Origin of the sequence: Geobacillus jurassicus NBRC 107829 (assembly GCF_001544315.1) — a bacterium.
Classification (GTDB): domain Bacteria; phylum Bacillota; class Bacilli; order Bacillales; family Anoxybacillaceae; genus Geobacillus; species Geobacillus jurassicus.
In genome coordinates this window covers 1-12,242 of sequence record NZ_BCQG01000078.1, presented here as the reverse complement: position 1 = coordinate 12,242, position 12,242 = coordinate 1, and the positions used below count along the sequence as shown (strand labels likewise).

The window sequence follows — 12,242 nt, the reverse complement described above, 5'->3', positions numbered from 1 at the left end:
CTTGGGGTGCGCAAGCGGCAATTCCGCTATGTCCTGTACGCCATTTTGCTTCACGCCGCGATGGATGTTATGCCTGCCTTGTATCAGGTGAAAGTCGTCACGAATGTTTGGGTGGTGGAAGCGGTGCTATTGATTTGGGCGGTCGCCGCTGTTTTATTCATTGGCCGCATGAAACCGGCATTCGAAAGGGGAGGAGAGAAACGATGATTCGTGTAAAACGGCTTGACCATGTGCAAATTTGCATTCCATTTGGCGCCGAAGACGAAGCGCGCGCTTTTTACACCGGTGTGCTTGGTTTTCAAGAAATCGAAAAGCCGGAATCGTTGAAAGGAAACGGCGGACTTTGGTACAAAGTCGGGGATATCGAGCTTCACATCGGGACCGAAAAACGCGGCGGCTATAACAGCAAAAGCCACCCGGCGTTTGAAGTGGAAGATGTGGAAGCGGCGCGCCGTTATTTGGAAGAGCGCGGCGTCGCGACGCAAGACGAGAAATCGATCCCGGGGGTAAAGCGGTTTTCGTTTCGCGATCCGTTTCACAACCGGATCGAGTTGTTGGAAAAAATCGAATAAACCGGTGTTCTAGATGAAGGGGTTGGCCGCTCTTTCGCCGCATCATTCGGGGCATGCTAGAGGCGAAAGGAGAGATCGCGATGAAAATGAAACCGAACAACAAGCGCGACGGGCAGCCCGCCCGCGCGGTCGACGCCAAAGCAGCAGGCCGTGCGTCGACGTCGATGAGGGAACAAGCGGTGCAAGACGCCTGCAAAGAGCGGGAAGAGCTGACGGCTGACTAAGGGAAAAAGCGGGAGAAAGGGCGGTTCCTTTCTCTCGCTTGTTTCGTTACGAATGCTCTTCTAAGCTTGCGACCGGCACGCTTTGCTTTTGGTTCGGGTTGTCAAGCGGGTGGATCGTCGCCACGCCTTTTTGCTGGTCGACATGTTCGATGTAAATGCGCTGGCCATTGTACGTGACGTTCGCCATCACTGGCGACGACGCAATTTCTTGCGCTCGACGGACATCCATCTCAAGCACCTCCTTTTTGCCGATAACACGTATAGTATGACATTTCTGCGACTTGGCTATGCATTCGGCCAAGGGGGGAATAATTATGAAACAATGTGCTAAATAATCAATAAACAAAACCCCTCATCTTTCCCTAGCCAATTCACAAGTTTTAATGTAAACTGTTTTTTATAAATAGTTTACATACAAGGGGGATGGGGATGAAAACCGAATGGCTTGCGAAACTGCATGAATGGGAACAAAAAGCGCAAAAGCGCCAGCTGCGCCGGGCTGAGGCTTCAGGCGCTTCGGTCATCCTGAACGGAAAGCGGATGTTGAATTTAGCGTCCAATAATTATTTAGGGTTGGCGGATGACAGGCGGCTGATCGAAGCAGGCTGCGAGGCGATGCGGGTATATGGGGTCGGAGCGGGAGCGTCACGGCTCGTTGTCGGAAACCATCCGCTCTATGAGCGGGCGGAAGCCGCATTGAAACAGTGGAAAAATGCGGAAGCGGCGCTCATTTTCAACAGCGGTTACACGGCCAACATCGGCGTGCTGACAGCGTTAATTGGCCGAGACGACCTCGTCTTTAGCGATGAGTTGAACCATGCGAGTTTGATTGATGGCATCCGTTTGAGCAAAGCAACCTGTTTCCGCTATCGACATAACGACATCGATCAGCTGGAATCATTGTTAAAGCAATCTCCGCCTGCGAAGCGGAAATGGATCGTCACCGATGCCGTCTTCAGCATGGACGGCGATATGGCGCCATTGAAGGAGCTTGTCGAGTTGAAGCGGCGTTACCGTGCCGTTTTGCTCGTTGACGAAGCGCACAGCGGCGGCGTGTTCGGGCCGAACGGCGAAGGGTTGCTTCACCATTTCGGGCTTGAGAAGGAAGAGGATGTGATCGCCATCGGCACCTTCAGCAAAGCGCTTGGCAGCTTTGGAGCGTATGTAACGGGAGAGCCGTGGCTTGTCGAGTACTTGGTCAACAGCGCCCGCAGCCTGATTTTTACAACCGCCTTGCCCCCGGCTGTCCTCGCCGCCAATGAAGCCGCCATTCGCATCGTCCAATCCGAGCCGGAGCGGCGCGAGCGGCTGCATGCCTTAAGTGAAAGGTTCCGCGCCAAGCTGAAGCGGCTTGGGTTTGACACAGGCGGCAGCGAGACTCCGATCGTTCCCGTGATCGTCGGTCCGAACGATCGGGCTGTGGCCATGAGCGAGTTACTGCAGGAAGCGGGCATCGCGGCTGTCGCCATCCGTCCGCCGACCGTTCCTGAGGGGACAGCGCGCATTCGTTTTTCCCTCACCGCCGCCATGACGGAAGAAGATGTTGAGATGGCAGTTGACCGCATCGCCTTGGCGGGGAAGCAGGTAGGGCTGATTTAGTTTGAGGGAGAAACGGGAAGGCATATGCCGTCCTTGCTGCTGGACGGCAAGCGCCTTAATTGTTTGTGCTTCGTTTTCAACATGTTGAACGCGGGCTCAGAAAAGCAAAAAACCAGCTGGATTTCCTTCCAGCTGGTTTCGATCGGGATGACAGGATTTGAACCTGCGACCCCACGCACCCCATGCGTGTGCTCTACCAAGCTGAGCTACATCCCGAAATGGATGGTGAGACATTTCCGATTATACAAGAAAAGCAGGACAAAATCAATGGCGAATTTTGCGTTGGTTGGAAAAAGGATGCAGTTGACAGGACAACGACATCCCCATTGTTTGCAAGCCGGCCCCAGATTTGTTTGGCCGTTTGATTGGCATTTGATTGACCGCGCCGTCGAGAGAACCGGCATGGAACGGCACATTCGGCTCAACAGCAAGGTTTCCCTATTTGAAAAGCTATGCGGAACCGTTCTTCTCGCCATAACTATCGGTTTAGGGAGACAAGGCTGTTTTGAAGTCATGCCGTTGACGAGGTGATTCGCTCCAGCTGTTCGCGAATGTTGCCGCGGCACAATCCGCCGTGGTAACAGACGACCGTCTCGATGTGAAAATCGAGCAATTTTTGCACCGAGCGCATCGCTTCTTTCATATCAAGCGTAAACGCCGGATTCGGTCCATAGAGCCGCCCGTCTTTCGCAGTGAGCGCGTCCCCGTCCCCAGCGATCAACAAGCGGTGTTTCGGCAATTAAACACCTTGGAAAACGAGCGCGGTGTCAATCGTTCCGATAACAGAATCGAACGTTTCTCCGCAGGCGATGATCGTCTCGGCGTATCGATCATTTTCGAGTGTGCACTGACGGATCGTTTTGTTGTATGGGTCGGCGATCCAGTATTCTTCCACTCCGTAGGCGCAGTACAAATCTTTTTTCAGCGTCACATCGATTTTGTATGTTGACGGGCTGACAACTTCGATGACGATGAGCGGCCGCCCCTTATAGCCGCCGATGATTTTTTCCGGCCGTTCGCAATAGACGGCGACATCCGGCTGGATAAACTCGTTCATCACTTTTCCGTTCTTTTCGAGTTTCACGGATAAGTTTGAAATCGGTTGACATTGGCTTTTTCCTTTGATCATGGAAACAAGATTGTCGCAAACGATTTGATGTTCCCATGACGGGGACGGGGACATGTTGATGGCTTCTTGCATGCTCCTCACCTCTTTTTCATTATACTTGAAACCGTTCTCCCTTGCCTACAACAGGTTGTTGAGAAAAAAGAAAACGCTAGGTTGCCGGGCAGCGTTCAAGTATACTAAAAAGAAAAGAGGAAAGGAGGCCGTTTTGATGCCGATGCCGGAAAAAGGGCAGCCGTTCACCTATGCGCAATACATGATGCTCGACGAAGATGTACGATATGAGGTCATTGACGGCCAAGTCTTCAACATGTCTCCCGCTCCGACGCCGAAACATCAGGCAGTGCAACGTGAATTGTTGGTGGAATTTGCGACATATTTGCGGGGGAAAGAATGCACCGTATTTGGCGCTCCGATCGACGTTTGTTTGGCGGAGAGAGATGATCCGGAACAAATTCGCGAATGGGTTGAGCCGGATCTTGTTGTTGTCTGCGACAAAAGCAAAATTCGTGAAAAACGAATTGTTGGCGTGCCGGATCTCGTTGTGGAGATTATTTCAAAATCAACGGTGCGCAAGGACAAAATCGTCAAATTTCACCGTTACGAGCGGGCAGGGGTGAAAGAATATTGGATTGTCGATCCGGTGAATGAGACGATTGATGTCTATGTGCTCGAAGAAGGGAGATTCCGCCACCAAGGGATGTATGTCCGCGATGATACGATTCCTGTCCGCATGTTTCCCGGATTTGCGATCGAATTGAAAAACGTGTTTAGTGAAGAAGAATAAGAAAAAACGGCTGCTGTTCAAACAGCAGGTTCAGGTTGCCGACTTGAGAGGAGCGGGGCGGTTTTTTGCCCCGGCGGTCCGCTTGGCGAGGGCAAAGCGCCCCCTGTCTGAAACCGCCGCTGTTTGAATCGTTTGGGCATAGAAACGGAAAAAATAGGCGATACTAACCATCGGTGATGCTTGTGTACAACCAAGAAGAACTGGCCCGCTTTGTCGAAGAAGCGAAGCAGTACGCCCGCTACGGAAAAGTAGCCGATTACATCCCCGCCTTGGGCAAGGCCGATCCGAACGAGCTGTCCATTGCGATCTACACGCCGGATGGGCGGGTCGTGGATGCTGGCGATGTGACAGTCAAGGTGACGCTGCAAAGCATTTCCAAAATTATTGCGCTCGCCCTTGTGCTGATCGACCGCGGCGAGGATGAGGTGTTCCATAAAGTCGGCATGGAGCCGACGGATTATCCGTTTCATTCCATTGCCAAATTAGAGGAAAAGCCTGCCAAGCCGCTGAATCCGATGATTAACGCCGGTGCGCTTGTCGTCACGTCGATGATTCAAGGCGGCTCGGTGTCCGAACGGCTGGAACGGTTGTTAGCGTTCGTCCGCCGTCTCGCTGGCAACGAACGCATCTCGTACTCCGACGAAGTGGCCCGCTCCGAATTTGAAACAGCGTTTTTAAATCGTTCGCTTTGCTATTTTCTAAAGCAGCATGGGATGATTGACGAAGATGTCGAAGAACTGATGGATTTGTACACGAAGCAGTGCGCCATCGAAATGACATGCATCGACTTGGCGCGCATCGGCTTGGTGCTCGCGCTTGACGGACGCGATCCGTGCTCGGGTGAGCCGCTCATGCCGCTTGATGTCGCCCGCATTTGCAAAACGTTCATGGTCACGTGCGGCATGTACAACTCATCAGGTGAATTTGCCATCAAAGTGGGCATTCCGGCGAAAAGCGGCGTCTCGGGCGGCATTCTCGCCGCCGTGCCCGGGCGGTGCGGCATCGGCATTTTCGGCCCCGCTCTCGATGATAAAGGGAACAGCTTGACCGGGGTGAAACTGCTCGAGCGGCTGTCGAAAACGCACTCATTAAGCATTTTTTAAGGAGGAAATCACGATGAAAACATTTACGGTCCAATTTCACCGCGAAGATGACGTCGAAGCGATGAACGTCGGCAAATTGAGCCCAGAAGAGTTTGACAAGGCGACCGAAGGCGGGACGCGGCATCTGTTTGACCTTGACACGAATATCGGCTATTTCGTCTTTTTTGACGCTGAGGACAATGAAGGCAAGGTCTCATATTTAATGCTTCAATACGAAGAAGACAACGAGGACCCGAGCGCGTGCTACAGCTTTGAGCTCAAAGACTTTTACGAATTTATGGCGCTTTATTTAAACGACCTAGAATTCGCCGACGAAGAAGAAATGGCGGAAGGCAGCGAAGAGGAATACGGCCCGATCCACCATTTGGCCCATTTGCTTTACCATATCGTCGAGGAAGGGAAGGGAGTGGAGGTGTGAGGCATATCCCAAGCAAAACGGCTTGGGGTTCTTTGTTTATATGACAAAAAAAGAATTTAGGGGCTTGACGAAAGATTTTGCGGCGATGTAAGATGGTTTTGTAATCGATTACATAAATAAAAAGAAGCCGGCGAAGCGGATAGGGGAGCGGCGATGATGGACAAGTTGCCTTCGTTGCCAAAGAGGAAAGTGTAAACGATGCGTGTTCGTTCGGCTTCGTCGAGAAAAGGACGGACAAGTGAAAATAACGGTTGTTCATTCATTTTTATGTAATCGATTACAAACAATCGATGCATAGACAAGCAGTGGGGGATGCCAAGTCAAAAGTCAATGGATGTCATGTCCAGGGGGTGATTCGGGCAATCGAAGCAACCACCATACGCGATGCCATGTGGTGTTTGACAAATCAAAAATCTAAAGGGGGAGAACGACGATGAAAAAGGCTTTGAAATCATCCGCGATTTTGTTAGCGCTTACGATGGGGCTCGCGGCATGCTCCGGCGGCCAAAGCGCCAGCGATGCGGGCAAAGACAGCAAAAAAGAAGAAGGAAAAACAGGCCAATCCGAAAAAGTCGTGAAAATTGTCTATGCCCGCGGCCAAGATTCCACGAAAGCCACAGAAAAAATCATCGAAGCGTTCGAGAAAGCGCATCCGAACATCGATGTGGAATTTCGCGAAATGCCGGCTGACACCGGGAAGCAGCATGATGCGTATGTCACGATGTTAAATGCGCAGTCGTCGGAGATCGATGTCATGGATCTCGACGTCATTTGGCCGGCTGAGTTTGCTCAAGCAGGCTATACGCTGCCGCTCGACCGCTTTATTGAAAAAGACGGCATTGACCTCAGCAAATACAACCAAGGGGCGCTTGCGGCCGGCAACTTTAACGGCAAGCAATGGGCGATGCCGAAATTCATTGATGCCGGCATGCTGTTCTATCGCACCGACCTTGTGCCGAAGGACAAAGTGCCGAAAACATGGGATGAACTGTTAAAAGAGGCGAAAGAGCTGAAAGGAAAAGGCGGCACGAAATTCGGCTATTTGATGCAGGCCAAACAATACGAAGGATTGGTGTGCAACGCCGTTGAATTTATCGCCTCTTATGGCGGGCAAATCGTTGATAAAAACGGAAATGTCGTGATCAACAGCCCAGAAACGATCAAAGGGCTGAAGAAAATGGTGGAAATCGTCAAGTCCGATGTTGTGCCGAGCAACATCACCACATTCACCGAACCAGAGTCGCATACAGCGTTCATTGAAGGACAATCGCCGTTTATCCGCAACTGGCCTTATCAATACGCGCTAGCGAACGACAAAGAACAATCGAAAATCGTCGGCAAAGTCGGCGTGGCTCCGCTTCCGGCCGGGGACAAAGGTTCGGCTGCCGCGCTGGGCGGCTGGATGACTGCGATCAACAAGTATTCGAAACATCCGAAAGAAGCATGGGAATTTGTCAAATTTATGACGGGGCCGGAGGGGCAAAAAATTTCCGCGATTTACGGCGGTTTAGCGCCAACGCTTCCGGAATTGTTTAAAGACCCGGATGTCTTAAAAGCCAATCCGTTCTTTGCGGAAGAAGGGTTTGTCAATGCGTTGAACGCCGCCGTGCCGCGCCCGGTCGTCCCGAACTATCCGGAAATTTCGGAAATCATCCAAATTAACGTATCCAAAGCGCTGGCCGGGGAGCTGACGGTCGAACAAGCCGTGGCCAATATGGAAAAAGAAATGAAAGCAGCCTTGAATAAGTAAGGCGAATGGCTTGGCCGGCGCTTGCGGCCGATCTGAATCCGGCCAACGCCGGCCAATCCCCCATCAGCCAAACAAAGAACGCGATTTTGTTCCACCACTTTCGGTTCATTAGCCTTCAGGCCGCCATCTGCCCGGTGCTGAAGGCTAATATCCTTTTCCAAGCAGAAGGGAGAGAACAGCGATGAGGAATGAAAAGCGAATGGAGCGCCTACTAGGCTATTCGCTTGTCGCGCCGGCCATGCTGCTCATTTTGGCGATTGCCATTTGGCCCGTTATCCAGTCCTTTTATTACAGCTTGTTCGACTATCGGCTCAACGACCCGACCAAGTCGTCGATTCACTTGAGCTACAGCCTTGATCTTGAAGGATATCTGCAAAACTATCCGTTCCTCAAGAGCGCTCTCAAGCAAGAAATGGCAACAGCGGATGGGCAAACGAAACAGACGCTGGCGCAAATCGAACAAAAACTCGCGAAACTGGACGCGGCGATCCGTTCCGATGATCAAGTGGCGAAGCAATATGACAAAGTGAACGAAGTGCTCGACAATTTCGGGACGCCAAGTGATGAGCTGAAGATCGCCGAGCTGGACAAACAGACGGCCGAGCGGTTGACCGTCACAGTTCATGATGTCGTCGAGACGCTCAAGAAGATGAAAAAAGCAGGAGAACTGAAACAAGCCGATAAGGTCGTCGGCTTGGCCGAAGGGCTCGAAGGGGTCGTGATCGAGCCGAACTTTGTCGGCCTCAAACATTACAAGGACAGCTTCAGCGACATGCGCTTATGGAAAGCGTTATGGAATACGACGTTCTTTACGGTGGTGTCGGTCGCCATTGAGCTTGTGTTGGGGCTCGGGATTGCGTTGCTCATCAATAAGGCCTTTTTTGGCCGCGGGCTTGTGCGGGCGACGATTTTGATTCCGTGGGCGATTCCGACGGCCGTATCCGCGCTTATGTGGAAATTTTTATACGATGGACAAAACGGCATTGTCGCCCACTATTTCGAAACGGTCGGCCTTGTCGACCGGATGGGGGATTTGCTGACGACGGAAGCGGGGGCGATGTTTGCGGTCATTTTTGCCGATGTATGGAAGACAACCCCGTATATGGCGCTCTTGCTGCTCGCCGGGCTGCAAACGATCCCGAGTTCGTTGTATGAAGCCGCCTCGATCGACGGAGCCACCAAATGGCAGCAATTCACGAAAATCACGCTGCCGCTGTTAAAATCGAGCATTTTAGTGGCGTTGTTGTTCCGCACGCTTGATGCGTTCCGCGTGTTCGATTTGATTTACGTCTTAACCGGCGGGGGGCCGGCAAACTCGACGGAGACGATTTCGATTTTAGCCTACAAAGTCATGTTCTCGCAGACGAATTTCGGTGCGGGATCGGCGCTCGCTGTCATCGTGTTTCTCTGCGTGGCGGTGATTTCCATGATCTATATTCGCTGGCTTGGGAGAGATTTGCTGTCTGATGGCTCCAGCGTCAAACGATAACGAAGGGGTGAGACGATGCAAAAAAAAGCTGGTCCGTTCTTTTACGTGTTTTTGGCCCTGTTTGTGTTCTTTGTAATGTTTCCGTTTTTATGGGTTTTGCTCAGTTCCGTTAAGCCGCTCAGCGAATTGTTTGGCGACAAAGCGTTCAATTGGTTTACGAGCCATCCGACCTTGAAATCCTATGTGTCGGTATTTGTCAATTACCCGTTTTTGCGCTATTTATGGAACAGCACGGTCGTTGCGACCATTACGACGGTGTATACGGTATTTGTCGCCACGTTTGCGGCTTATGCGATCGCGCGCCTCGAGTTTAAAGGCAAGACCGTCATTCTCGGCTTGGTGCTGGCCGTATCCATGTTTCCGCAAATTGCCACCATTTCTCCGATTTACATGTTTGTGAAAAAGTTCGGGTTGACGAACAGCTACTTGGGATTGATCATTCCGTATACGACGTTTGCCTTGCCGCTCTCGATCTGGCTGCTCGTCACCTTTTTCCGCAAGATTCCGTTTGACTTGGAAGAAGCGGCGAAAATGGACGGGGCGACGCCGATGCAAACGTATTTTAAAGTCATTTTGCCGCTCGCTGTGCCAGGGGTGTTTACGACATCCATTCTCGTCTTCATTGCCGCATGGAACGAGTTTTTGTTTGCGTTGACGATCAATACGGCGGAAAAATACAAAACCGTTCCGGTCGGGATTGCCATGTTCCAAGGCCAGTATACGATCCCGTGGGGCGAAATTTCCGCGGCCACCGTGATTGTGACGATTCCGCTCGTCATCATGGTGCTGTTGTTCCAGCGCCGCATCGTTTCCGGGCTCACGTCCGGCTCGGTAAAAGAATAAGGAACCAACACGACAAAGGATGCCAGGCGAGCATCCTTTTGTTTTTTGCGGCAACACCAATTTTAAAACACGAAACAGAGAAGGAGCAGTTCTATCAGCTCCACTCCGTTCATATGTTAATGGCAGACGTCTAGCGGGGAGGGATGCGTAAAAGCCAAAGATATAAAAGATATATACGATTAATATTCTGAATATTAACAAAAATGGCGATAGCAGCCGGGAAAGGGGGTGGAATTTGATTTTACTCTTTTTTGCACCAATCAAGGGGAGGGGAAGGCGTGCGATTTGACCGTCCGTTTGAGCAGTATGTGGTAGGCGAACGCCATCGTTCGCGCGGGCGGACGATTACGGAAGCCGATATTGTACAGTTTGCCGGCGTTTCCGGAGATTTTTATCCGCTGCACATGGACCGGGAATATGCAGAGCGGACGCCATTTGGCGAACGGATCGCCCATGGGATGCTGACGCTGTCGGCGGCGACGGGGCTGTGGGTGATGGAGCCGGGATGTGTTCTCGCTTTTTACGGCATCGATGCGCTCCGTTTCGTCCGTCCCGTGAAGATCGGCGACACGATTTACGTCGAGTCGGAAGTGAGGAAGTTAACGGAACGGGACGAGACGGCCGGGCTGGTGACGGTGCATCAACGGATCGTCAACCAGCGCGGAGAAACGGTCGTCGATGCGGTTGTGCATGTGCTTGTAGCGCGGGAAGGAAATGCCTCTGCAAGAGGTTAGCGGCAAATGGGAGGTTTCTAGAATCGGTTGCAAGCGGTTTCAAAGAAGGGTAAAGATGATTCTTGAGAAAATGGGCCTTATTGATCGATTTTTCCTGCTGTCAGATCAAATGAAAGGGAAGGAGTGTTGCCGATGGCGATGTCAACGATGGATGCGGCCGAATTGAAACGCCAAAAAAAGCGGGCCGCCATATCGAGTGTGGTCGGCACGACGATTGAATGGTACGATTTCTTTCTCTATGGAACGATGGCGGCTCTCGTGTTTCCGCAATTATTCTTTCCACAAGGAGATTCGTACGTCGCATTGATGCAATCTTTTACGACCTTTGCTTTAGGATTTATCGCCAGGCCGGTCGGCGCCGCGATTTTCGGCCACTTTGGAGATCGGATCGGACGCAAGGCGACGTTGGTGGCCACCTTGCTTTTGATGGGGCTGGCGACAGCGTTTATCGGTTTGATGCCGACGTACGAACAAGTCGGCTTATGGGCGCCGGTGTTGGTGACCGCGCTTCGTCTTATTCAAGGCATTGGCGTCGGCGGGGAATGGGGCGGCGCCATTTTGATTGCGATGGAGTGGGAAGAAGGCAAACGGCGCGGATTTATGGCATCGTTGCCGCAAATGGGTGTGCCGTTTGGGCTGTTGTCCTCTTCCCTTGTGACGACGCTCATGTTGGCGGCGGGCGGCGACAGCTTTTATGCGTGGGGATGGCGCGTTCCATTTCTCGTCAGCTTCCTTCTCATCGCCGTCGGGTTGTATATCCGGCTGAAAGTGCTCGAATCGCCGCTGTTCCAAGAAGCGATGAAAAAACAAGAAACGAGCAAGATGCCGGTCGGCGAAGTGCTGGTCAAGCATCCGCGCGAAATTCTTTGGTCGGCGCTCGCCCGGGTGATTGAAAACGGGTCGTTCTATATTTTTGTCACGTTTATCGTCAGCTATGGGACGACATTTTTGGGGATGGAAAAAAGCATTTTCGTCAATGTGACGATTATCGCCGCGGTGATCAACGCGCTTTCCATCGTGTATTCCGGGCATTTATCCGACCGGTGGGGCCGCCGCCGCGTCTACATGACGGGAACGATTTTGCTTATGCTTTGGGCGTTTCCGTATTATTGGCTTGTCAATACGAAAAGTGTCGGGCTCATCTTTTTGGCGACGGTCGTGGCCATGGTGTTCCACGGCATGCTGTATGGCCCGCAGGCGGCGATGATCGCGGAAAACTTCCCGACGCGGCTCCGCTACAGCGGCGCTTCGCTCGGCTACCAATTGGCTTCCATCATTGCCGGCGGCCCGGCGCCGCTCGTGAGCACGTGGCTGCTGCACAAATACGGCAGTGCAACGGCCATCTCCTTCTATATTGTTATCATGGGCTTGATCTCGCTGGCCGGGGTGAAAATGCTGCAAGACCGTGCTCGCCAGACGATTGACTAATCGGACATCATTCCATTGCGGGCGCCTTTGCGTTCAGGCAAGGGCGCTCTTTCACGTCGCCTGCCCGCGGTGCGGACGGGCGGATATGTTTGCTTTAACTAATCTCCGAAAGAAGTCTCCCACTTCGAAACGTGGTGAAAGTGGGAGATGAATTTCGGTTAGGCGCAGG

Annotated in this window: 15 protein-coding genes and 1 tRNA gene; 12 read left to right on the top strand and 4 right to left on the bottom strand. The window is 52.2% G+C overall.

The genetic code is table 11. The features are described from left to right. The 3 genes from GJ1_RS16305 to GJ1_RS18745 all read left to right on the top strand — a co-directional run. A partial coding sequence (locus GJ1_RS16305) for a YhfC family glutamic-type intramembrane protease (protein ID WP_157068402.1) occupies positions 1-207 on the top strand: 207 nt, incomplete at its 5' end. Continuing rightward, positions 204-572: a VOC family protein gene (locus tag GJ1_RS16300; RefSeq protein WP_066234712.1), complete on the top strand. Its 369-nt coding sequence runs from the start codon at positions 204-206 to the stop codon at positions 570-572. The genes GJ1_RS16305 and GJ1_RS16300, both read left to right, overlap by 4 nt. A gap of 80 nt (positions 573-652) precedes the next feature. Continuing rightward, the gene (locus GJ1_RS18745; protein ID WP_167346132.1) at positions 653-796 is read left to right on the top strand and encodes a hypothetical protein; all 144 of its coding nucleotides are present in this window, start codon (positions 653-655) and stop codon (positions 794-796) included. A 46-nt stretch (positions 797-842) separates the two neighbouring features. Here the strand turns inward: GJ1_RS18745 and GJ1_RS16295 are convergent, their stop codons facing one another. Next, complete coding sequence (locus GJ1_RS16295; RefSeq protein ID WP_011231614.1) at positions 843-1,025, bottom strand: small acid-soluble spore protein H; 183 nt, start codon at positions 1,023-1,025, stop codon at positions 843-845. A gap of 200 nt (positions 1,026-1,225) precedes the next feature. On the opposite strand from GJ1_RS16295, the gene bioF reads away from it, so the two are divergent. After that, entirely contained in the window at positions 1,226-2,395 is a 1,170-nt protein-coding gene (gene bioF / locus GJ1_RS16290; protein ID WP_066234709.1) for an 8-amino-7-oxononanoate synthase, read from the top strand. Between the two features lie 142 nt (positions 2,396-2,537). Here the strand turns inward: bioF and GJ1_RS16285 are convergent. The 3 genes from GJ1_RS16285 to GJ1_RS16270 all read right to left on the bottom strand — a co-directional run bounded on the left by GJ1_RS16285 (position 2,538) and on the right by GJ1_RS16270 (position 3,596). Beyond that, positions 2,538-2,611 (bottom strand) — tRNA-Pro (locus tag GJ1_RS16285). 295 nt (positions 2,612-2,906) lie between these two features. Continuing rightward, a complete protein-coding gene (locus GJ1_RS16275) occupies positions 2,907-3,134 on the bottom strand; it encodes an MBL fold metallo-hydrolase (protein WP_066234703.1) in 228 nt (75 codons plus the stop codon). Further along, entirely contained in the window at positions 3,135-3,596 is a 462-nt protein-coding gene (locus tag GJ1_RS16270) for a Uma2 family endonuclease (protein WP_066234700.1), read from the bottom strand. A gap of 136 nt (positions 3,597-3,732) precedes the next feature. Between GJ1_RS16270 and GJ1_RS16265 the strand changes: the two genes are divergently transcribed. The 8 genes from GJ1_RS16265 to GJ1_RS16225 all read left to right on the top strand — a co-directional run bounded on the left by GJ1_RS16265 (position 3,733) and on the right by GJ1_RS16225 (position 12,073). Continuing rightward, positions 3,733-4,308, top strand: coding sequence for a Uma2 family endonuclease (locus GJ1_RS16265; RefSeq protein ID WP_066234696.1), 576 nt, complete (start codon positions 3,733-3,735; stop codon positions 4,306-4,308). Between the two features lie 176 nt (positions 4,309-4,484). Further along, on the top strand, positions 4,485-5,411 hold the full coding sequence (gene glsA / locus GJ1_RS16260; protein ID WP_066234693.1) for a glutaminase A: 927 nt from the start codon (positions 4,485-4,487) through the stop codon (positions 5,409-5,411). Between the two features lie 13 nt (positions 5,412-5,424). Then, complete coding sequence (locus GJ1_RS16255; RefSeq protein WP_066234691.1) at positions 5,425-5,829, top strand: cytosolic protein; 405 nt, start codon at positions 5,425-5,427, stop codon at positions 5,827-5,829. Positions 5,830-6,262: 433 nt separating this feature from the next. Beyond that, positions 6,263-7,579 carry an ABC transporter substrate-binding protein gene (locus GJ1_RS16250; protein WP_066234687.1) on the top strand — a complete coding sequence of 439 codons (1,317 nt, stop codon included), beginning with the start codon at positions 6,263-6,265 and terminating at the stop codon, positions 7,577-7,579. A gap of 181 nt (positions 7,580-7,760) precedes the next feature. Next, on the top strand, positions 7,761-9,068 hold the full coding sequence (locus GJ1_RS16240; RefSeq protein WP_044736765.1) for a carbohydrate ABC transporter permease: 1,308 nt from the start codon (positions 7,761-7,763) through the stop codon (positions 9,066-9,068). 15 nt (positions 9,069-9,083) lie between these two features. Continuing rightward, positions 9,084-9,911, top strand: coding sequence for a carbohydrate ABC transporter permease (locus GJ1_RS16235; RefSeq protein ID WP_066234682.1), 828 nt, complete (start codon positions 9,084-9,086; stop codon positions 9,909-9,911). Between the two features lie 278 nt (positions 9,912-10,189). Next, complete coding sequence (locus GJ1_RS16230) at positions 10,190-10,645, top strand: MaoC/PaaZ C-terminal domain-containing protein (RefSeq protein ID WP_066234681.1); 456 nt, start codon at positions 10,190-10,192, stop codon at positions 10,643-10,645. Positions 10,646-10,777: 132 nt separating this feature from the next. Then, positions 10,778-12,073, top strand: coding sequence for an MFS transporter (locus tag GJ1_RS16225; RefSeq protein WP_066234678.1), 1,296 nt, complete (start codon positions 10,778-10,780; stop codon positions 12,071-12,073). Positions 12,074-12,242 lie beyond the last annotated feature (169 nt).

Coding starts and splice junctions, on each gene's coding strand:
- GJ1_RS16295 (WP_011231614.1), bottom strand. CDS start 1,025: ATGGATGTCCGTCGAGCGCAAGAAATTGCGTCGTCGCCAGTGATGGCG.
- GJ1_RS16240 (WP_044736765.1), top strand. CDS start 7,761: ATGAGGAATGAAAAGCGAATGGAGCGCCTACTAGGCTATTCGCTTGTC.
- GJ1_RS16300 (WP_066234712.1), top strand. CDS start 204: ATGATTCGTGTAAAACGGCTTGACCATGTGCAAATTTGCATTCCATTT.
- GJ1_RS16235 (WP_066234682.1), top strand. CDS start 9,084: ATGCAAAAAAAAGCTGGTCCGTTCTTTTACGTGTTTTTGGCCCTGTTT.
- GJ1_RS18745 (WP_167346132.1), top strand. CDS start 653: ATGAAAATGAAACCGAACAACAAGCGCGACGGGCAGCCCGCCCGCGCG.
- GJ1_RS16270 (WP_066234700.1), bottom strand. CDS start 3,596: ATGCAAGAAGCCATCAACATGTCCCCGTCCCCGTCATGGGAACATCAA.
- GJ1_RS16225 (WP_066234678.1), top strand. CDS start 10,778: ATGGCGATGTCAACGATGGATGCGGCCGAATTGAAACGCCAAAAAAAG.
- GJ1_RS16255 (WP_066234691.1), top strand. CDS start 5,425: ATGAAAACATTTACGGTCCAATTTCACCGCGAAGATGACGTCGAAGCG.
- glsA (WP_066234693.1), top strand. CDS start 4,485: ATGCTTGTGTACAACCAAGAAGAACTGGCCCGCTTTGTCGAAGAAGCG.
- bioF (WP_066234709.1), top strand. CDS start 1,226: ATGAAAACCGAATGGCTTGCGAAACTGCATGAATGGGAACAAAAAGCG.
- GJ1_RS16265 (WP_066234696.1), top strand. CDS start 3,733: ATGCCGATGCCGGAAAAAGGGCAGCCGTTCACCTATGCGCAATACATG.
- GJ1_RS16250 (WP_066234687.1), top strand. CDS start 6,263: ATGAAAAAGGCTTTGAAATCATCCGCGATTTTGTTAGCGCTTACGATG.